Origin of the sequence: Algoriphagus sp. Y33, assembly GCF_014838715.1 — a bacterium.
Lineage (GTDB): Bacteria > Bacteroidota > Bacteroidia > Cytophagales > Cyclobacteriaceae > Algoriphagus.
Genome location: NZ_CP061947.1, coordinates 2,230,229 through 2,250,110, shown reverse-complemented (window position 1 = coordinate 2,250,110; position 19,882 = coordinate 2,230,229). Strand labels below are relative to the sequence as shown.

General features: G+C 42.1%; 18 protein-coding genes. 7 read left to right on the top strand and 11 right to left on the bottom strand.

The genetic code is table 11. The annotated features are described in order from the left end of the window. Nucleotides 1–14: 14 nt before the first annotated feature. Complete coding sequence (locus ID165_RS09125; protein ID WP_192350040.1) at nt 15–806, top strand: M48 family metallopeptidase; 792 nt, start codon at nt 15–17, stop codon at nt 804–806. 317 nt (nt 807–1,123) lie between these two features. On the opposite strand, the gene ID165_RS09120 is transcribed toward ID165_RS09125, so the two are convergent. From ID165_RS09120 to murC, 3 genes are all read right to left on the bottom strand, one after another. Then, nucleotides 1,124–1,300, bottom strand: coding sequence for a hypothetical protein (locus ID165_RS09120; protein ID WP_192350039.1), 177 nt, complete (start codon nt 1,298–1,300; stop codon nt 1,124–1,126). 531 nt (nt 1,301–1,831) lie between these two features. Next, on the bottom strand, nt 1,832–2,635 hold the full coding sequence (locus ID165_RS09115) for a 3'-5' exonuclease (RefSeq protein WP_192350038.1): 804 nt from the start codon (nt 2,633–2,635) through the stop codon (nt 1,832–1,834). A 2-nt stretch (nt 2,636–2,637) separates the two neighbouring features. Beyond that, nucleotides 2,638–3,993 carry a UDP-N-acetylmuramate--L-alanine ligase gene (murC, locus tag ID165_RS09110; RefSeq protein WP_192350037.1) on the bottom strand — a complete coding sequence of 452 codons (1,356 nt, stop codon included), beginning with the start codon at nt 3,991–3,993 and terminating at the stop codon, nt 2,638–2,640. A gap of 338 nt (nt 3,994–4,331) precedes the next feature. On the opposite strand from murC, the gene dnaB reads away from it, so the two are divergent. Together dnaB and ID165_RS09100 are read left to right on the top strand one after the other, a co-directional pair. Next, nucleotides 4,332–5,912, top strand: a complete 1,581-nt coding sequence (dnaB, locus tag ID165_RS09105; RefSeq protein ID WP_192350036.1) for a replicative DNA helicase — start codon at nt 4,332–4,334, stop codon at nt 5,910–5,912. Between the two features lie 9 nt (nt 5,913–5,921). After that, nucleotides 5,922–6,920, top strand: coding sequence for a zinc-binding dehydrogenase (locus ID165_RS09100; RefSeq protein WP_192350035.1), 999 nt, complete (start codon nt 5,922–5,924; stop codon nt 6,918–6,920). On the opposite strand, the gene ID165_RS09095 is transcribed toward ID165_RS09100, so the two are convergent. Both ID165_RS09095 and ID165_RS09090 read right to left on the bottom strand, forming a co-directional pair. Continuing rightward, nucleotides 6,917–7,402 (bottom strand): hypothetical protein, encoded by a 486-nt coding sequence (locus ID165_RS09095; RefSeq protein ID WP_192350034.1) that lies wholly within the window; start codon nt 7,400–7,402, stop codon nt 6,917–6,919. The genes ID165_RS09100 and ID165_RS09095 overlap by 4 nt on opposite strands. A 237-nt stretch (nt 7,403–7,639) precedes the next feature. Continuing rightward, nucleotides 7,640–7,972, bottom strand: a complete 333-nt coding sequence (locus ID165_RS09090; protein WP_192350033.1) for a tetratricopeptide repeat protein — start codon at nt 7,970–7,972, stop codon at nt 7,640–7,642. A gap of 74 nt (nt 7,973–8,046) precedes the next feature. Here ID165_RS09090 and ID165_RS09085 point away from each other — a divergent pair, with 74 nt between their 5' ends. The 4 genes from ID165_RS09085 to ID165_RS09070 all read left to right on the top strand — a co-directional run bounded on the left by ID165_RS09085 (nt 8,047) and on the right by ID165_RS09070 (nt 12,546). Next, nucleotides 8,047–8,784, top strand: coding sequence for an electron transfer flavoprotein subunit beta/FixA family protein (locus ID165_RS09085; protein WP_192350032.1), 738 nt, complete (start codon nt 8,047–8,049; stop codon nt 8,782–8,784). A 35-nt stretch (nt 8,785–8,819) separates the two neighbouring features. After that, a complete protein-coding gene (locus ID165_RS09080) occupies nt 8,820–9,788 on the top strand; it encodes an electron transfer flavoprotein subunit alpha/FixB family protein (protein WP_192350031.1) in 969 nt (322 codons plus the stop codon). Between the two features lie 6 nt (nt 9,789–9,794). Next, nucleotides 9,795–10,391 (top strand): bifunctional nuclease family protein, encoded by a 597-nt coding sequence (locus tag ID165_RS09075; protein ID WP_192350030.1) that lies wholly within the window; start codon nt 9,795–9,797, stop codon nt 10,389–10,391. Nucleotides 10,392–11,259: 868 nt separating this feature from the next. Continuing rightward, complete coding sequence (locus tag ID165_RS09070; protein ID WP_192350029.1) at nt 11,260–12,546, top strand: NupC/NupG family nucleoside CNT transporter; 1,287 nt, start codon at nt 11,260–11,262, stop codon at nt 12,544–12,546. A 301-nt stretch (nt 12,547–12,847) separates the two neighbouring features. Here ID165_RS09070 and ID165_RS09065 read toward each other — a convergent pair whose 3' ends face one another. The 6 genes from ID165_RS09065 to ID165_RS09040 form a co-directional block, all read right to left on the bottom strand. Then, on the bottom strand, nt 12,848–14,326 hold the full coding sequence (locus ID165_RS09065) for a M28 family peptidase (protein ID WP_192350028.1): 1,479 nt from the start codon (nt 14,324–14,326) through the stop codon (nt 12,848–12,850). Nucleotides 14,327–14,514: 188 nt separating this feature from the next. Beyond that, complete coding sequence (locus ID165_RS09060; RefSeq protein ID WP_192351410.1) at nt 14,515–15,225, bottom strand: pseudouridine synthase; 711 nt, start codon at nt 15,223–15,225, stop codon at nt 14,515–14,517. 418 nt (nt 15,226–15,643) lie between these two features. Continuing rightward, a complete protein-coding gene (gene mnmA / locus ID165_RS09055; protein ID WP_192350027.1) occupies nt 15,644–16,858 on the bottom strand; it encodes a tRNA 2-thiouridine(34) synthase MnmA in 1,215 nt (404 codons plus the stop codon). 517 nt (nt 16,859–17,375) lie between these two features. Continuing rightward, entirely contained in the window at nt 17,376–18,656 is a 1,281-nt protein-coding gene (locus ID165_RS09050) for a serine hydrolase (RefSeq protein WP_192350026.1), read from the bottom strand. Between the two features lie 3 nt (nt 18,657–18,659). Next, nucleotides 18,660–18,827 carry a hypothetical protein gene (locus tag ID165_RS09045; protein ID WP_192350025.1) on the bottom strand — a complete coding sequence of 56 codons (168 nt, stop codon included), beginning with the start codon at nt 18,825–18,827 and terminating at the stop codon, nt 18,660–18,662. Between the two features lie 257 nt (nt 18,828–19,084). Beyond that, entirely contained in the window at nt 19,085–19,759 is a 675-nt protein-coding gene (locus ID165_RS09040; RefSeq protein ID WP_192350024.1) for an ROK family protein, read from the bottom strand. Between the last annotated feature and the right edge of the window lie 123 nt (nt 19,760–19,882).

Genomic DNA, 19,882 nt, shown 5'->3' with positions numbered 1-19,882 from the left:
AAAATACTTATAACATGAAAAAGATAGCAATTTTATTTTGCGCCGGGCTAATACTTTATTCCTGCGCCAAAGTGCCATTGACAGGGAGAAGTCAGCTTTCCTTGGTATCAAATGAAGAGATTCAGCCTTTGGTGAATGAGCAATATGGTCAGGTTTTAAAAGAGGATAAGGTGTTGACCAATACAGCGGATGGGCAGAAAGTACTCAGAGTGGGGAAACGTATGGCTGCGGCAGTAGAAGATTATTTGGTATCTAAAGGCTATAAGGAATTGGCCAGCTCCTTTGATTGGGAGTTTAACTTGCTTGAAAGTGATCAAGTAAATGCTTGGTGTATGCCGGGAGGCAAAGTAGCATTTTACACAGGGATTATGCCTCTAACCCAGAACGAAACAGGTATAGCCGTGGTGATGGGGCATGAGATAGCCCACGCAGTAGCCTCTCATTCGGCAGAGCGTATGTCAAATGGCATGGTTACCAACATGGGGGTAAGCGTATTGTCTACAGCCATGGGACAAAATCCGACCTTGACCCAATCTCTTTTCTTGCAGTCTGTAGGGATAGGCAGCCAACTAGGGATGTTGAAATTTTCTAGAAAACATGAGTTGGAAGCTGATGAAATGGGATTGATTTTTATGGCTATTGCAGGATATGACCCTAGGGAGGCACCGATTTTCTGGCAAAGAATGCTGGAGAAAGAAAATGGAGCAGCTCCACCTGAGTTTCTTTCCACACACCCGGCTTCACAGACCAGAATTGACAAACTGAATAACCTTATGCCAGAAGCGCTAGCTTATTACAAAAAGTAAAAGTTGATTAGAAATTCTAAAAGCAAAGAGGCTGTCTCAAAATCAAAGGCAGTCTCTTTGTTTTATAATTTATAGGCAAAATTGAGAGTCAACTTTAAAAGGGGATGTTGATTGATTTTTTTCAGTAAGGGTTTTCAAGCTATTGTTTATTTACTTGAATCAGCTCTTGCATCTAGGAAATTTGATTGATTAATGTACTGAAGCCTTGGGAGTCTTTGTGAATCTCAAAGGCATCCATAAAGTTCTCCAAAGGCGGTATAGGTTTTGAAGCTTAGCACATTTTCTTTTGCTTTGATCCACTGATATGTCTGTGTGCCTTAGGCTCTTCGATCCATCCGGTTATCTGCTTTGACGTAGTACATTTTTGGTTCTACGACATAAACTATATGTATAGTTGTTTTTTCATAGTCGTATTGATCCTCTGTTTCGAAAGCTCTTCCCGCATGCATAGGCATGATCGTGCCCCTGTATCGCCAGATCAACCTTGAATTCATGCAATATTAGCCGTATATATTCTATCATTTTTCATGATACCTATTCGGAGATGTAGCATAGACAGGGTAGTGGAAGGTAATTACAGGCCATTTTCGGGGATTATTCGACAAGACATCTTTCAGCCAATCTATTTGAGTTTGCCTCCATGTGGCGGGTAATCCGCATCCCCTGCAAGTAAACCAAAGAAAATAATGCTCTTGGAATCATTGCGGTTAATCATGTGAAAATGAAATTATTTCTTACACTCATCAGTTTCAGGAGACAAGTGATTTGGAATGTCAGGCCTTATTTCCCATGCTTAAAAGCAGCAAATGCTTTTATTGGAATGTCTATAAATTATATTCTAAAATAGGAACAAAAAAAGGGTTGTCTCATAAGTAGGATTTCTTGTCAGGCTGAGTAAGAAAAATTTGGGATTTACAAAAGATAAGGAAGGTTTGGGATTTATGAGCAAAGGTGGGGTCGCATTCGCGGAGTCAAAGGGTCCTCGACTCCGCGAATGCGACAATTATGAGTTATGAGACAGTCTGTTATTGATTAAAGCCTCTCAGCTTGATTTGGGTAAGTTTTCGTTTGGTGTCAAGTGGAAAGTCGCCACGCATCATCCAGTCGTAATAACCAGGCTCATCTTTTAGCACCTGAGTGACTGGAGTTCCTTTTTGCTTTCCGAAGTTGAATACTTCTACACCCTCATTATTGAAGACAAACCTTCCTGCCAGATCTACCATTTTTTCATTGAGGAGCTCATGTAGCTTCTTCATGTCATTTTCGAAAACCCCCATTTTATTGCCTTGCAAATCTTCCATTTCTTCACCCACATAGCGTTCTACCTGAGCTTTAAATACATCCAGTGTTGCTAAAGTGTCAGCTTCGGCACTATGTGCATTTTCGAGTTTTTGTCCGCAATAGAATTTGTACGCAGCGGTAAGATTTCGCTTTTCCATCATGAAAAAGATCTTTTGTGCATCCAGTAAATTTCGCTTGTCCAGATCAAATTCGATTCCTGCCCGTAGAAATTCTTCCACTAGTAAAGGAATGTCGTATTTTAAGATGTTGAATCCTGCAAGATCCGATTGTCCGATAAACTGGAATATTTCCTTTGCCAGTTCCTTAAACGTCTTCTCCTGTTTGATATCCTTATCGTAGATGCCGTGGATTAGCGAAGACTCCAAAGGAATAGGAATAGTAGGATTGATTTTTTTGGTGTAGATCTCCTGACCGCCATCCGGCATTATTTTTACAATAGAAATCTCCACAATCCGGTCTGTAGAGATATTGATTCCGGTTGCTTCCAGGTCAAAAAATGCTATGGAATTCCTTAAGTTTAATTTCATAATTAGTTGAATTTGGTTTTAATCGGTTCCAGGTCCATTTTGTCATAGGATCCCGAACTCATCAAAAGAAGGTTGGAATTAGTGTAGTCTTGAGCCAGAAGATATTCCTTCAGGCTTTTGCTATCGGTAAATAATATTAAATCTGGTCTCTGGAATCCATCACGCAAGGTATCTACATCCATCAGCTCTAGTTTTTTCAAAGCTACTGCATGCGGATCAAGGTACACAATTGCTACGTCCGCAGCTTCCATTGAGCCGGCATAATTAGGCAAAAACTCCTTATTCAAAGAAGAGTAGGTATGTAATTCCTGCACAGCATAAAGTTTTCTTTGAGGGAATTGGGTTTTTACCGCCGAGACTGTGGCTTTCAATTTGGAAGGAGCGTGGGCGAAGTCCCGGAAAAGGCTTGAATTTTCATTCCTGACCAAGAGTTCTTGTCTTTTTGCTGCTCCTTTGAATGTCTGAATGCTTTCGTAAAACTGTTTTTTTGACAATCCTAAGGACAGGCAGATATCCATCGCACCTTGGAGGTTTTGTAGGTTGTGTTCTCCAAAAATACAAATAGGAATTAATCCATTTTCGGTTTCCAGATAAGTCTTTCCGTCTTTGATTATTGCCGGATGGGCTTCGTAAGCCGTTTTCTTAGCATCAATCGGACTTTTCTCTGCTGCTTCTTTTACCAAAGGATCAGCTTCGCAATAAATTAATTCTCCTGACTCAGGAGTCATATCCATCAATTTGCTGAATTGTTCCCTGTATTCTTCGAAATCGGGAAATACATTGTAATGATCCCACGCGATTCCGCTGACCAATGCAATGTCATGCTTATAATGGAAAAACTTCGGAGTTCTGTCCAGTGGAGAAGTGAGGTATTCATCGCCTTCTATGATGATCAGGGGAGCATCCGACAGTTTTACCATCAGGTCAAACCCCTCGATCTGGGCACCGACCAAGTAGTCAAAATCAATTTGCTGATCTTTCAGCACATGGAGAATCACCGAAGTGATAGATGTTTTGCCATGAGAACCGGCCACGATCACCCGCTTTTTGTACTGACTCTGGTTGTATATAAACTCAGGAAAGGAATAAATGGGTATTCCGCACTCTTGTGCCTTGAGTAGCTCTGGATTATCAATTCTGGCATGCATTCCCAGAATGATGCCATCCAAGTCTGAAGTGATTTTCTCAGGAAACCAGCCGTACTCAGCAGGTAAAACCCCGGCTTTTTCTAATCTTGTCCTGGAGGGCTCGTAGATTTCATCGTCCGAACCTGTAACCTGATAGCCTTTTTCTACCAGTGCCAGCGCCAAATTATGCATCACGGCTCCACCTACGGCTATAAAGTGATAGTTATTCATTAGGGAAAGTAAAGAGTGGTAATTTCAGATCAAACTTAAAAATAATTATTGGCTGCTGAGGAGCCCTGTACTTCTTATTCAAAACTTTTTCTCTGAGTGGTATGGATTGCCTTTACAAGTTAACCCCGATTTGCAGTACAATTCACCGGATATTCAACTTTTTGAGTATCAACGGCTCTTTTCCCTACTCAGTTCTGTCTCCGGTTTCAGGCAAAAAGAATCGATGTTTTTTTCTAAATGATTTTCCTTTGGGGCTTGATTATTGAGCTCTTCGAGTGTTGATAACTCTGGGCAGAAGTTGTTTAAAACTCTTGCCTTTTTCCCAATACATTTGTTCTATGACCGAGAAAAGCAGCAATCCACGTATCACCCGCAACAAGCCTAACAATCAAAATTCCAATATGCTGGGTAAAATGCCCCCGCAAGCCATTGATCTTGAGGAGGCTGTGCTTGGTGCTTTGATGCTGGAAAAGGAAGCGCTTACGAATGTGATAGATATTCTGAAGGTAGAGAGTTTCTATAAGGATTCGCATCAGGTTATTTTTCAGGCTATTCTGGATTTATTTACCGAAAGTCAGCCTATTGATTTGCTTACCGTGACTTCCCAGCTTCGAAAAAGCGGTAATCTGGAGATTGCAGGGGGTGCCTTTTATGTAACCGAACTTACTTCCAAAGTAGCTTCTGCGGCTAATATCGAATATCATGCAAGGATTATCACCGAACAATCGATCAAGCGTGAGATGATCAGAATTGCTTCAGATATTCAAAAAGATGCATACGAGGAAACAACCGATGTTTTTGAGTTGTTGGACAAGATGGAGCAGAATCTTTTTGAGATATCCGAAAAAAATATCCGAAAAAATTATTCTGACATGAAGTCCATCATGCGGGATGCTATTATCGAATTGGAAGCCAGAAAAGGACAGAAAGATGGACTTACTGGAGTTCCTTCCGGTTTGACAGCATTAGATCGGGTGACCTCGGGATGGCAGAAATCAGATTTGGTAATTATTGCAGCACGTCCCGCGATGGGAAAGACGGCGTTTGTACTTTCGGTATTGAGAAACGCCGCTGTGGATCACAATCGTCCCGTTGCTATTTTCTCATTGGAGATGTCTTCCATTCAGTTGGTGAATCGTTTGATTTCTTCAGAAGCTGAGCTTGATTCTGAGAAAATAAAAAAAGGAACACTTGCAGAGCATGAATGGGCTCAATTGGTTCATAAGACTGCCAAGCTATCCAAAGCTCCACTTTTTGTTGACGATACGCCTGCACTTTCCATTCTTGAATTGCGGGCGAAATGTAGAAAGCTTAAGGCGCAGCACGATATTCAGATGATTGTAATCGATTATTTACAGTTGATGTCCGGTGATTCCAAAAGTGGAGGAGGAGGAAACCGTGAACAGGAGATTGCGAGTATTTCCCGGGCCTTGAAGAAAATCGCAAAAGAACTTGAGGTGCCCGTAATTGCGCTCTCGCAGCTTTCCAGAGCTGTGGAAACAAGGGGCGGGGATAAGCGTCCACAGCTTTCGGATTTGAGGGAATCGGGTGCTATTGAGCAAGATGCCGATATGGTGATGTTCCTGTACCGTCCCGAATATTATGGAATCACTGAAGATGAGGACAATAACTCTACTCAAGGGGTAGGGGAAGTAATCATCGCAAAACACAGAAATGGTTCTTTGGATACGGTAAGACTTCGATTTATCGGTAGATATACTAAGTTTCAGGATTTGGACGGCTTTGGGACTATGCAAGATCCTCAAGGTGGAAATGCTCTGTACAGACCAACTTTTGCCGCTCAGTCAAGCGGAGTGTCTGAATTTGATTCAGGAAATACAATCAAACTCCAGAGTAAAGCCAACAGCGATGATGGAGATGAGCTACTGAATAGAAATAATTCTGAAGATGCTTTTTAATTTTTGGATATGAAGGCAATTACATTAGATAGTACTAAGAATTCCAACCTGCTTTTGACTGAAGTTCAGGAAAAGGGGGTGTCCGAGGGAGAAGTTCGGGTTTCCATCAAAGCGGCAGCATTGAATCACAGGGATGAATGGTGCCGCCAAGGGTTATATCCGAATATTAAAGATGGCGTGATTCTCGGTTCTGATGGTGCCGGGATAGTAACTGAGCTGGGAGAGGGTGTGGATAAAGAATGGTTGCAAAAAGAGGTGATCGTTAATCCCGCAATGAATTGGGGGGAAAACCAAAAAGTACAAAGTGCATCTTTTGAGATTCTCGGAATGCCGGGGAATGGAACATTGGCTGAATCGGTGATTGTACCTGTAGATAGGCTTCACACTAAGCCTGACCATTTATCTTGGGAGGAGGCGGGAGCATTGCCTCTTGCAGGTTTGACTGCTTTTCGTGCCCTTACTTATAAGGGAAGCATTCAGCCGGGGGAAAATCTGCTGGTCACCGGCTTTGGAGGCGGCGTGGCTCAGTTTGCTGTGCAGTTTGGGCTGGCCTTAGATGCCAAAGTTTCTACAAGCAGCAGCAGTAAGAAAAAATTGGAAAAAGCCCATGCATTAGGAGTGACACATGTATTTGACTATCAGTATAGCAACTGGACATCGAAGGCACTAACTAACGTAGATGGCTTTGATTTGATAATTGACGGAGCAGTGGGAGATACGTTGGGCCAGCTGATACAAGTCGCAAAACCTGGAGGGAAGATAGTGTTCTACGGAGCTACTCTAGGCAATCCAAGTAAGCTTGAGGCGAGAAAAATATTCTGGAATCAGTTACAGATAATAGGAACCACGATGGGCTCGGATCTGGATTTTAAGAATATGGTTTCTTTAGTTTGCAAAAAGAAAATACATCCGATTATAGATCGGGTTTTCAAGTTCGAAGAGGCTGAACAAGCCTTTGACCGTATGCGTGATGGCAAACAGATGGGTAAGATCGTGCTGGTACCTTAGACTTCCATATAAGTTTCTCCAAATTCTTTTTTTGCTATTCTGTAGATTTCATCCTTCTCTGAAGGGACGACCAGCATGTCTCCTGGTTTTACAATCATCGTATCTTTCCAGGGAGCCTGAAATTCCAGTGCGTTTGGATTCCCCAGAGCTTCCAAGTGCGATTCACTCACGACCATTCCTGAGGTTTCACCTTTAGGCTGATAGCATCCCCAGCCTTTCTCCAGCGATTGAACTAGAGAATATTTTTTCTTAAAAGTTTCTGCTTTTACGAGATAATGCTCATTGCTACTCGTTTGATTTTCGACAAGCCAATCGCCCGATTCTGCCGTGTTTTTGGTTTCGCTGCCATCCGATGTCTTAGTGATGACAACTTGTCCCGATTGAGCTTTCTTGGCACGAACCATACTTTTCTTTTTATAGCGTTTGCCGATTTTTTCTAGAATTGGCAGAAAATGGGCCAGCATTTCTTTTTGGGTAATCATTGAAGCAAGGAGTTTAATAAGCGGAGATTGGAAAGTTTAAGATAAGTGGTTCCTTCAGATTTATGCAGAAAAAGACGCTGATACCGGCAGATTTTTTTAATCTCATTCCTTAGTTATGCGTGAAGACCTGATCGATAATTGTTTTCTGAGAAAGGAATAAAAAAACAAGTCTAGAGCTACCAATTTGATGTTCTAGTTTTAGCAGTCTTTTTAGGCTAAGTGCTGTATGTTTCAGGGTTAATCCAAATCATTCTCAAAGAGAAAATTCTGATAGGCATTCTGTAGTTCTTGAAGAGCTTTCAAATTATCTTGCTCCCGAGCCAATACTATTCCCTTTTCAAAAATCAATTTTGATTGATCTATTTCACCCATTTCCGCATAGAAATGAGCTGCGGGAAAGTAAGCCGCAAGGTAGGTTGGATGGTCGGTTAGTACCTTTTCAAATAGGGTAAATGCCTCTTCTTCATCCGTTTCTCTATATTCTAAAGCCAAGGCATACCAGTTGAAGGGATTTCCAGGTTCTTCTTCGGCAAATTGCTTGAGTAATTGTGTCCTTTCCAGATTGGTCATCAATAGTTTTTTTAATTAAGTGCTTACTGTTATTTTCACGGGAAATAAATCTAAACTAATCTAATTCTAAACCAATGAAGATTCTTGTTTGTATCACCCACGTCCCCGATACTACCTCCAAGATTCAGTTTACGGCCGACAATACCAAGTTCGATACTACCGGAGTGCAATATATTATCGGTCCATACGATGATTATGCCTTGGCACGTGCTGTGGAACTTAGGGATCAGGCGAGTGGTAAGTTAACTGTTTTGAATGTAGGAGAAGCGGATTCCGATCCTACCCTGAGAAAAGCGCTTGCAATAGGGGCTGATGAAGCGATCCGTGTAAATTCTGTTCCAAAGGATTCTTATTTTGTAGCACAGCAAATTGCGCATTATGCAAAGGAAGGTGCATATGATTTGATCTTGATGGGTAGAGAATCTATCGATTTCAATGGAGGCATGGTCCATGGCATGGTAGGAGAGTTGTTGGGAATTCCTTCATTTTCTCCTGTGATGAAGTTGGATATAGACGGATCTACAGTAAAAATGGTCAGAGAAATTGAAGGTGGTAAGGAAATGCTGGAAGCGAGCCTTCCGCTAATTGCAGGCTGTCAGGAACCCATTGCAGAATGGAAGATTCCAAATATGCGTGGAATTATGTCTGCGAGAACCAAGCCGCTGAATGTAGTAGAATCTGTCTCTCAGGAGACCCAGGCTGAAGCAAGCAAATATGAGCTTCCTCCGGCAAAGGGCTCGGTGAAACTAATAGATAAAGATAATGTGACAGAGCTTGTGAAGCTGCTGAAAAACGAAGCAAAAGTTTTTTAATACAAACCCAATAACTTATTAAAAATTAAGATATTATGTCAATATTAGTTTATATAGAACAAGCTGAAGGCAATGTGAAAAAGACGAGCCTTGAGGCGGTCTCTTTTGCTAATGCTTTAGCTGCACAGACCGGTGAGGGAGATGTGGTGGCGGTAGCACTGGGCACTATCGGTCAGAAAGAATTAGCCGCTATTGGGAAAGCCGGTGCGGCGAAAGTACTTCATGGAGCAGACAGCAAATTGGATGCAGGAGTGATCCAAGCACATGCTTCAGCGGTAGCTCAGGCATTTAATCTTATTGGGGCTAAAACTTTGGTGTTGGCAAAGTCATCCTTGGGTGATGCAGTAGCAGCCAGATTGGCTATTAAGCTGAATGCCGGGCTGGTGTCCAATGTGGTGGAATTGCCAAAAACCGATGCAGGATTTGTGGTGAAGAGAAGTATTTATACGGGAAAAGCTTTCGCGGAAACAACTGTTACGACTGACAATAAAATTCTGGCAATCAAAAAAAATGCAATTGATCTGAAGCAGGATGGCCCTGATGCAAAAGTGGAGAGCTTCGATGTCGCTATAAGTGATTCGGATTTCGTTTCTAAAATCACTGCTACAGAGCGAGCTACCGGTGACATTTTACTTCCGGAAGCCGATATCGTCGTATCGGGTGGAAGAGGATTGAAAGGTCCGGAAAATTGGGGCATGGTTGAGGAAATGGCAAAAACGTTGGGAGCAGCTACAGCATGTTCTAAACCTGTTTCTGATCTTGGATGGAGGCCTCATCATGAGCACGTAGGGCAGACAGGCATAAAAGTCGCTCCAACTTTGTACATAGCGATAGGAATTTCAGGAGCTATTCAACATCTTGCAGGGGTAAATTCCTCAAAGTGCATTGTGGTAATCAATAAAGATCCGGATGCGCCCTTTTTCAAAGCTGCGGATTATGGAATCGTTGGTGATGCTTTTGAGGTTGTACCCAAACTAAACGAAGCGTTTAAAGCTGAATTATAAATTTTTGTGGAAAAACTCATAGAACTTGAGATTTTGGGACTTTCGTCCAACCATTCCCAGTCAGGGTCATTTACCTTGGTACTGGGAGAAGTGGGGGGAGCTAGACGCTTACCGATAGTAATCGGTATGTTTGAAGCTCAAGCGATAGCTTTAGAAATCGAAAAGATTGTGCCTAATCGTCCCATGACGCATGATTTGTTTAAGTCATTTGCCTCCGGGTTCAATTTTGACATCGAGAGAATTGTCATCACAGATATGAAGGAAGGAGTGTATTATGCCAAAATTCAGTGTAAAAGCGACCATATCGAATCTGATATAGATGCACGGCCTTCTGATGCGATAGCAATCGCGATAAGATTTGGAAGTCCTGTATTCTGTACCGAAAAAGCCATGTCAGAAGGAGCAGTGGAACATTATGAAGTAGAGAAAAAGGATGAAAAAACAGAGCCTAAACCTTCAACACAAAAATTCACAGCTAAAAAAGAGCCTTCTTTGAAGGATTTCAGCTTGGACAAACTCAATCAAATGCTTGACAAAGCGATACTCAGTGAGGATTATGAGAGAGCTGCCCGTATTCGGGATGAAATCAACAAAAGAAACTGATACATTATCAAGACCCGGGGTAACTCGGGCTTTTTTTATGGCGAATTTAGTCCAAGTCGTGAGACTTGGACTTTAATTAATGAAGTCTTCAGACTTCGAAATACGCTAGGGGGAATTTACTTCATTGCTTACAGAATGTTGCAGTCAGGAGAGGGGACTGCATTAAGGTGAGTATGTGACACTGTTCGTAATGGCATACACAGTGCTGAAGTGAAATTTGTAGAGTGTTTGGAAGGGGAATAGAATGGCAGTCTGAAGACTACATCAAGCCGTGGCAAGTCTGGAGACTTGCGCCAATCTTCAGCGTCTGGTGCTGGGGATTAGTCCCAAAGGGACGAAAACTTTGTAGAATTAGAAATTAGAGTTTGCTTTTCCTTGGCCATTGAATTTGAAAATTGATCATTTTATTTAACCACATGGAAACATAGAAGTTTGTATTTTCAATAAGTCTAATTCATGAGACATTTTAGCCTTAACCTTATAACCCTTAACCCTTAATATTATAACCTTTAACCAATTTTGAACAGACTGCTTTCTGCTACTGAATACAACTTACTGAACACTTTTTGCCCTTTAACCCGTATTATGCATTAGCATTTCTACGCCACGGTGTACAAGTTATTGCGACCAATAATTGCTTCAAAATCAGTCACTGCGTTGCAATTTTCGACTTCACCATATCCGCCGCGGCGGACTCAGTCTCCAAACAGCCTGATTTTATTGCAATTAATGGTCTCTTAACGAAACCTAAGGCAAAATCCGGGTTTAAACTACCTTTTATACCCATTTTCGCTCCCATCCTCCTAATTCATGATTGTTTTATGAACCTACGTTCCTTATTTTTAGGCCTTACTGCAATAATTATTGAATGGATTACTTAAGAGGGGTTTTTGGTCTGGCCGTCATCGTTTTGGTGGCTTTTGTTTTTTCAAGCAATAAGAAAAGAATTGACTGGAGATTAGTTGGAATTGGGATTTTGCTTCAATTGGTTTTTGGTTTTTTAATTACTCAAGTGCCCATCGTAGAAAGTGCCTTTGCAATGATCAGCAGAGGCTTTGTGAAGTTTCTGAGTTTTAGCCGGGACGGAGCAGCCTTTATTTTTGGGGATTTGGCGGGTGATAGCTATGGATTCATCTTCGCTTTTCAAGTGCTGCCTACCATTATCTTTTTCTCTACGGTTTCCGCCGGGTTATATTATTTGGGGATTCTGCAAAAAGTAGTTTTCGGAATAGCTTGGGTGATGGCCAGAACAATGAGACTTTCAGGCCCTGAAAGCTTGTCAGCAGCCGGAAATATCTTTTTGGGACAGACAGAAGCGCCACTTTTGGTACGGCCTTTTATTCCCCAGATGAGCAAATCAGAATTGATGTGCTTGATGACTGGAGGTATGGCGACGATTGCAGGCGGAGTTTTGGCAGGTTACGTGGCTTTTCTGGGAGGAGACAGCCTGGAGGAACAAAGCAAATTTGCAGCTTACCTTCTAGGTGCAAGTATCATGAATGCACCTGCTGCAATCGTGATGTCCAAGATATTTATCCCCGAAGTAGAAAAGGAGCGGGTGCAGGAGAAGCTGGAGGTGAATGAGGAGGCGATGGGTGTGAATCTTATCGACGCAATGTCGATAGGGGCTTCAGAAGGGTTAAAACTAGCGCTAAACGTAGGAGCGATGCTTCTGGCATTTATAGCTGTGATCGCGGCGGTTAATTACCTTTTGATGGGAATATTGGGGGATGTCACAGGTCTTAATGAATTTGTGGTAAATAGCACAGGAGGTCAGTTCAAAGGCTTTTCATTGGAATATCTTTTCGGGCAGATTTTTCGGGTATTTGCTTGGGTAATAGGAGTGGAATGGACAGATACGCTTCAGGTAGGAAGTCTGCTGGGACAGAAAACCGTTATTAATGAATTTGTAGCTTATCTGAGCCTTTCCGAAATGAAGGAGATGGGTAGCCTGAGCGCAAAATCCATTGTGATCGCAACTTATGCATTGTGTGGATTTTCCAACTTTAGCTCTATTGCAATTCAACTGGGAGGTATAGCCATTATAGCTCCAAATCAGCAAGCAAATATTAGCCGACTAGGGTTGAAATCTCTACTGGCAGCTTCACTTGCTTGTCTGATGACCGCTACGATAGCGGGGATGCTGTTTGGATGATTTTAGAGTAGCAAAGAAGCAAGTATCAAGAGTCTAGAGCCAAGAAACAAGATCAAAGAGGCAAGATATACGAGTGTATTGAGACCTGTAGAGCTTCCCCTTGCAATGATGACTTGGGTTGGAAAAAGTAGCTAGAATCAAGACTTTAGTGACAGGCATGGAGATTGCCCGTCAATTTTCTATGGGGATGGAGCACAACATATAAACTCACTAAAAATGAAAAGAGGTAGAAAGTGAGACGCATTCATCTCACTTTCTACCTCTCACTTTTTACAACAACTACTACTTACGAATCAAATACTTACTCTTTCTCTCCATAAAGCTTATTGCCTGCCTCCTCGTATTTATCACCTGCAACCCACTTAGGTTGATTAGCTGCATTGGCGATATTTTGAGCTGCAAGAATATAGGATTTCCAATAAAGCGTCACATAATCCAAGTCAACGGAATCTACTTCATCTGCAGCTTTGTGGTAGTATTTGTTAATCTCATCATCAAAAGCTGTAAATCCCAGACTGAATGTGGGAGCGGGAATACCTTCTTTGGCGAAGTTCACATTGTCCGATCTATCGTAAAGCCCTTGTTCAGGAGCAGGATCTGCAAGGGCTTTCAAACCGAAATCTTCTACGGCTTCAATAACCAAATTATCTCCGGTGGTTCTTCCCAGACCTATGACCGTAATAATCGTAGTGTCATTATAGCCGGCTCCGTCGATATTTAGATTGTAAATAATCTGATTGAGCGGAATCAATGGGTTTTCGGCAAAATACCTACTGCCAAGCAAACCTTTTTCTTCTGCAGTCCAGAGTGCCAACAGGATAGATCTTTTGGGAGGATTTTCCGAAAAAAACTTAGCGGCATTCATTACGGCCACCGTTCCTATGGCATTGTCACGGGTTCCGTTATAAATGGAATCTCCGCTTTCATCAGGCCGGCCTATTCCTACATGGTCATAGTGCGCAGAAAGCATCACATATTCATTTTTCAGGCTTTTGTCTATTCCTTCTATCCAGGCAACTACGTTTTTTCCATCAACAGGTGTGTTGGTTTTTCCCTCGATTTCCAGAACTGCTGATTTGGCTTTTTCAGTAGTGATCCCTTTGGGTAGAGCGTTCGAAAGATCTTTCACCCAGATGTATGGAAGGTCACTTGAATCGCCCTTGTCGATACCCATTTGGGCACGGTTTAGGTAATTAGAGATCAACTGCCATGGAATAGAAGGAATATTGAATCGTTCGATTAGAGCCACCGCCCCATTTTTTTTGGCATTGGCAGATTTCTCGCTGCCCAAAGCAAATAAATCAGCCGGGCTCATTTTATCCGGAGCACCTACGCTGCTGACAGCGATTTTTCCAGTCAAGTCCTTACCTTCAAAATCTTCCGGCATACCAAACCCCACATCCACCAATTCATAGGTGCCGCTCAGAGATTCACCATCCAGCACAAGCAGATCAATACCCTGGCTGTAGGAGGAATCACCTATGGTCACTTTTCCTTTGGAAGGAGGAGAGGATAGTCGGAAAGGAATATTTTGAAAATAGCCGTCCGCCCCCGGGATAGGTTTTGCGCCTACACTTTCCAGATGTTTGGCAATGTAACCATATGCCAAAGCCATTTCAGGACTGGCTGGATCTCTGCCTTTCAGCTCATCGGATGCCAGATAGCTTAGATCCGTAATTGCTGCTTTTTCGTCAAATTCTTCATCAATTTTCTTTTTTTGTGCTTCAGCTACAAAAGCCACAGATAATAGAAGGCTAAGGCCTAAAAGTGATTTTTTCATAGGGTTTATATATTGTGCTTTCTAAAGTAATTCAAATTACGGAAAAGCATTCCATTATTCCTTCGTAGGAGGATGGCCTAGCGCAGTGTTAACCATGACCTGACAGGTTTACACCCCATCGGTTTTAGATAGATGATTTGGTTTTCGAGGAGCAAATTGTAAAGCCTGTCAGGTTTGTTCAGTATATGTTATGAGTAACGTAAATCCAGGTCCTCACTTATTTTTCGGAAATGAGTAGGAAGCGGAGAGGATACTTTTATGAGTTTCATGGAAATAGGATGTTTAAATTCCAGTTTTTCAGCATGTAAAAGCAGATTTTCCAAGCCAAATTGCTTCTCGAAAAACTGATTTTGTTTGTTATCTCCATGCTTTTTGTCACCTAAGATGTAATGCCTCAGATGCGCCAAATGTCTCCGGATCTGATGGGTTCGTCCGGTTTCCGGTTTTAGCTCCAGTAAGCTATAGCGGCTGGTAGGATATCTTCCTGTGGTATCAAATGGAATTTCTGTCTCTTTCAAAACGGTATAATGAGTTTTGGCCTCTTGCAATTTTCCGGAGCGTTCGCTTGTCAAAGGATGATCGATCAGGGCTGATTTGATCACCGGTATTCCCCGTACGATCGCCAGATAGGTTTTTTGTATAGAGCGATCAGCAAACTGCTCTTTGAGCATAGGTAGAATTCCTTCCTTCTTGGAAAAAAGCAATACTCCGCTCGTAGGTCTGTCTAGGCGGTGAACCGGAGACACATGCTGTCCGATTTGGTCCCGGAGCAACTGTAATGCAAAGACAGTTTCATGGGCGGCGATGGAAGTTTTGTGGACAAGCAGGCCCGATGGCTTATTGATGGCAATGAGGTATTCGTCTTCGAAAAGGATTTTTAGCACGGGTGAATTTAAAATTGGAAAATTTGAGATTTGAAATCGACAATTAAGGACAACTTTTTTGGGTCTTCAGACTTGGACCTTCAATAATGCAGTCTCACGACTGCTCACTTTAACCCAAAATATGCATTAGCAATTCTACGCCACGGCGTACAAGTTATTACAACCATTAATTGCTTCAAAATCAGCCATTACATTGCAGTTTTCAAGTTCACCATATCCGCCGCGGCGGACTCACTCTTCAAACAACCGGATTTTCTTGCAATTAAGTCCTTCCCGATTAAAATCGGGACAGGTTATATCGAAACCCAATGCATAATCCGGGTAATGATTCAATGTAATATACAAGCAGTCTGAAGACTGCAATGCAATAAGCACAAGTCTGGAAGACTTGTCCTAGTTAGGTCAGAGACTTGAGCTTATTACTGAGTAAATCCTAGAATATTGTCCCCGAACCTATGCATTCCTCCCCATCGTACCAAGCGACAAATTGCCCTGAAGCTACGCCTTTTTGAGGTTGATCGAAGATGACATAGAGACCATTTTCTTTCTGGATCAGTGTAGCTCCACTTAACGGCTGACGGTATCGGATACGGGCTTCATATCCGGCAGTTTCACCAATAGCAAGTTTCAGGTCTTCCCGAATCCAATGAATATCATCTGATTTCACAAAAAGCGCATTTCTTAGCAAACCGGGATGGTCTTCTCCCAAGCCGGTATAAATCACATTTTCCCGGGTATCTGTAGAGATCACAAATAAGGGTTTCCCAGTACCACCCACATGAAGTCCTTTCCGCTGTCCTACGGTAAAGTAATGGGCTCCATTATGTTCTCCCAATATTTTCCCCTGGTCTTGTGAATAATGAGTGGGGAGTGAGATTGCATCCAGCGTTTCTTGATCGTAATCTTCAGGAGCTATTCCAGCGGGAATTTTGAATTTCTGATAAATTGGAAGCTCTTCGGGAATTTGTATAATTTTTCCCTTTTTAGGCTTCAATTGCTGCTGAAGAAAGTCAGGCAAACGTACTTTTCCTATAAAGCAAAGTCCTTGACTGTCTTTTTTATCAGCAGTGATCAGATCCTGCTCTTTAGCTATAGCCCTTACATCAGGCTTTAGCTTATGTCCGATTGGGAAAAGCGCCTTACTCAACTGACTTTGGTTCAATTGACAGAGAAAATAACTCTGATCCTTATTAGGATCGGCTCCGGCGAGCAACTGATTGACTACTTTCCCATCTTTTCCCATGGTTTCGCTTTTCCGGCAATAATGCCCTGTGGCTACAAAATCAGCTTTAAGTTTCTCGGCAGCTTTCAGGAAAATGTCAAATTTGATCTCCCTGTTGCAAAGAATATCCGGATTGGGAGTTCTACCGGCTTTGTATTCGGCAAACATATAATCCACGATTCTATCCTTGTATTCTTCACTTAGATCAATCGCTTGGAAAGGAATTCCCAATTTCTCAGCCACGAGCATCGCGTCGGTGGAGTCTTCCATCCAGGGGCACTCATTGGAAATAGTGACGGATTCATCGTGCCAGTTTTTCATAAACATCCCGATGACTTCGTAGCCTTGCTCGATGAGTAGGTGAGCGGCGACGGAACTATCGACCCCTCCGGAGAGGCCGACTACTACTCTTGGTCTTGTTTTCATACGCTGTAATAAGTAATGGATTCAAGGTCCACTAGGTTACAATGAGTGTAGAACAGCAGTTTCTATAAAATTGGTTCTGATTGGGACAAAGGTAATTTAAAACCAGCATTAAGTTACTTACATATTCTTTGTAAGTCCAACTAGCGTTTTACCCACCCCACCACGGCTAGGCAAACTGAACAATTGTTAAGATGTCGTTTATGACACGAACGACGACGAAGGGTTTAAAAGCTGAAGGGTTCGAACATTTATAGAAAATGCAGGATTACGACTTTATGTTAACCCCGAAGGAGGTGAAATATATTCTAAAAGCGATTTCTCTGCTGCTCACTGCGGCGAGGTAAGCTGATCGGAGGCTAATCTCTAATCTTGATGTATGACCAATTGATTCTACGCTTTGGTTTGGTCGCTTACGGTAAAAGGAAAGACGTCAAAAGGAGTGGTTCGTGGGACTCGAACAACGGCAAAGTTTGTGCGATTCTGATAGCAAAATCTGGCAGGCAGCCTGCCCTTCATACTAGTTGGTTTTTGCCGGCTGATACTTCCCATAAACAGCATCCTTGAATTTCTTATGAAGCCCGATTCCATCATATGGAAATAACTGCACAAAGAGTACGGCAGTAATTTCATTTACCGGATCTACCCAGAATAATGTGCTGGCAGCTCCATCCCAAAAGAATTCACCGACAGTTCCTGTAATTTCTTCAGCACTGGCGGGAGGAGCAATCCGTACTGCGAAGTCGATTCCAAATCCAACCTTGCCTTTGGTGGGCAGCCAAGATCTTTCGCTTACCGAATCCGGAAGATGATTTGTAGCCATCAGTTCTACTGTTTCTGGTTTGAGAATTCTTGCTTCTCCAAATTCCCCCTTATGAACCAGCATTCTGGCAAAAGTCATGTAATCATCCAAAGTTGAGGTCAGTCCGAAACCGCCTGGAGTCAAAGGATATTTATTTATATTAAAATCATGAGCTTCTTCATTTGGAATTTTCTCCAACTGGCCTTCACCTGTTCTTCGATAGGAGGATGCCAAACGGCCCCGGTCGGCTTCGGGTACGAAGTACCTGGTTTCATTCATTTTCAGCGGATTGAGAACATGTTCTTGCACATATTCATTATATGGTATTCCTGAAATTCTTTCTACCAAAAAAGCTTGCACATCCACTGACTGACCATATTCCCATTGTGTACCGGGTTGAAACCAAAGCGGAACCTCTCCAATCCGCTTAGCCATTTCGGTTAGCGTAATCTCAAAACTTCTAGGATCTTTTTCCTCAAGAATTTCACTCAATCCCGGGATATCGGCTCGGTTGGGAAATCCGGCGGTATGGCGGGTAATATCCCGAATGGTTACTGGCCTGTCAGCGGCTACAAGCTGAATGTTGCCATTTTCATCTACGCCATCATACACTTTCATATTTGCAAACTCAGAGGCGTATTTTGCCAAGGAATCGTCCAATTGAAATTTGCCTTCTTCATAGAGAGTCATCAAGGCCGTTCCGGTGATCGGCTTAGTCATGGAATAAATCTGCACAATGGTATTTCTATCCATTTTTACCTCATTTTCCTTGTCAGCATACCCAAAAGCATTGAAATAGACTTCCTGATTTTTTTCAAAAATTAAAGCTGAAACACCGGCAATATTGCCGCTATCTACAAAGTCCGATAGGGTAGAGTCAATTCTCTCCCTCACTTGATCATCTACGAGCAAAGTATCTACGGATTCCTGTTCTTGCTTTTTTTCACATCCGCTAGAAAAAAATAGGATTGCACAGGCATAAAGGAATAACTGTTTCATGTGTTAATTATTTGATTTTCTATGGCCATAACCTGTCCCGTGACGAAGGAAACCGGATACCCGGTTGTCGTACAGACAGCGAATCTCACATAGTATATCTATAACTAGCGGAAAATTCCAAAAGGTGTCGATTACTACAGGTCTTTCTCCCAAAGACAAGGTCGATTTCATAGGTTTGGTTTTTGGATTGGTTGGCTAATTGAGTATTGGTATTCAATCAGTTTGGAAAATACGAAAAAACATGTAGATATTAAGTCTTAAAAATCCAGAGGAAAAGGAAGAGTTTTACCATAAAGTACGCTGAGTTTATACCTTATAAAGTGTGTTTTTTTTTCCAAAAAACACTACGATTTTCTTTGCGATCTCAGCGTCCTCCTCTGCGATTAAAATCTAATTTGAAAGTAAAGCTATTCTTGACTTCTAAAATCTTACAGTTTGAAATCCTCTTCCCAAAATTTAAATCCACCTTTGAAAGCATTTTCGTTAGTTCCCAGTCTACATCCTTCGGGAAGAGTGCTAAGTAACTTAGAATTTCCGCCACCGAGTAGAATATCTTCGGGCTGAAAAGCTGCACGGAAAATTTCCACCGCCTTTAGTACGTTTTTCTCCCATCTCTTTGAACCGCTTTTGGTCAGGTATTCTTTGCCCACGTACTCTTCAAATGTCTTTTTCTTGTAGGGGAGATGTCCGCCTTCAATGGGGATGATGGTGTTATGGTGAACTATCGCAGTTCCTAATCCGGTACCCAAGCCAAGGAATAGGAGCTTTTTACCTTCATAACTTCCAAGAGCCTGCATGGCGGCATCGTTGATTATTTTTATTGGACAATTGAAGGCAGCTTGATAATCGAATGTATTCCACCCTTCACCGAGGTTTACAGGCTCTGAGACTATTCTGTTGTCCTTTACGACACCCGGAAAACCAATTGTAATCATATCGTACTCCCATTGGGAGGCATTCTCTTTAACCAATTCCACCATTTCCTCCGGTTTAAAGTCGGCTCCGGAAGGGATTTTAATCCGCTCGGGAGCTCCTGTGGCCAAAATTTTAACATTTGAGCCACCGATATCAATCACAAGGATTTTCTTTCTGTTTTTTTCCATCCATTGAAACTAAATAGAAATGTTTAATTACCGAAACAGATTTTGATTCAATTCCGAAATTTGCCCATAAATTGCTTTAGTATGATGCAAATATAATTTTGGCTTAAAATGATTTTTCTTTAA

Bases quoted from the DNA above. Each gene is read 5' to 3' on its own strand.
- ID165_RS09125 (WP_192350040.1), top strand. From the start codon at position 15: ATGAAAAAGATAGCAATTTTATTTTGCGCCGGGCTAATACTTTATTCC.
- ID165_RS09120 (WP_192350039.1), bottom strand. From the start codon at position 1,300: ATGAATTCAAGGTTGATCTGGCGATACAGGGGCACGATCATGCCTATG.
- ID165_RS09115 (WP_192350038.1), bottom strand. From the start codon at position 2,635: ATGAAATTAAACTTAAGGAATTCCATAGCATTTTTTGACCTGGAAGCA.
- murC (WP_192350037.1), bottom strand. From the start codon at position 3,993: ATGAATAACTATCACTTTATAGCCGTAGGTGGAGCCGTGATGCATAAT.
- dnaB (WP_192350036.1), top strand. From the start codon at position 4,332: ATGACCGAGAAAAGCAGCAATCCACGTATCACCCGCAACAAGCCTAAC.
- ID165_RS09100 (WP_192350035.1), top strand. From the start codon at position 5,922: ATGAAGGCAATTACATTAGATAGTACTAAGAATTCCAACCTGCTTTTG.
- ID165_RS09095 (WP_192350034.1), bottom strand. From the start codon at position 7,402: ATGATTACCCAAAAAGAAATGCTGGCCCATTTTCTGCCAATTCTAGAA.
- ID165_RS09090 (WP_192350033.1), bottom strand. From the start codon at position 7,972: ATGACCAATCTGGAAAGGACACAATTACTCAAGCAATTTGCCGAAGAA.
- ID165_RS09085 (WP_192350032.1), top strand. From the start codon at position 8,047: ATGAAGATTCTTGTTTGTATCACCCACGTCCCCGATACTACCTCCAAG.
- ID165_RS09080 (WP_192350031.1), top strand. From the start codon at position 8,820: ATGTCAATATTAGTTTATATAGAACAAGCTGAAGGCAATGTGAAAAAG.
- ID165_RS09070 (WP_192350029.1), top strand. From the start codon at position 11,260: ATGGATTACTTAAGAGGGGTTTTTGGTCTGGCCGTCATCGTTTTGGTG.
- ID165_RS09065 (WP_192350028.1), bottom strand. From the start codon at position 14,326: ATGAAAAAATCACTTTTAGGCCTTAGCCTTCTATTATCTGTGGCTTTT.
- mnmA (WP_192350027.1), bottom strand. From the start codon at position 16,858: ATGAAAACAAGACCAAGAGTAGTAGTCGGCCTCTCCGGAGGGGTCGAT.
- ID165_RS09050 (WP_192350026.1), bottom strand. From the start codon at position 18,656: ATGAAACAGTTATTCCTTTATGCCTGTGCAATCCTATTTTTTTCTAGC.
- ID165_RS09045 (WP_192350025.1), bottom strand. From the start codon at position 18,827: ATGAAATCGACCTTGTCTTTGGGAGAAAGACCTGTAGTAATCGACACC.
- ID165_RS09040 (WP_192350024.1), bottom strand. From the start codon at position 19,759: ATGGAAAAAAACAGAAAGAAAATCCTTGTGATTGATATCGGTGGCTCA.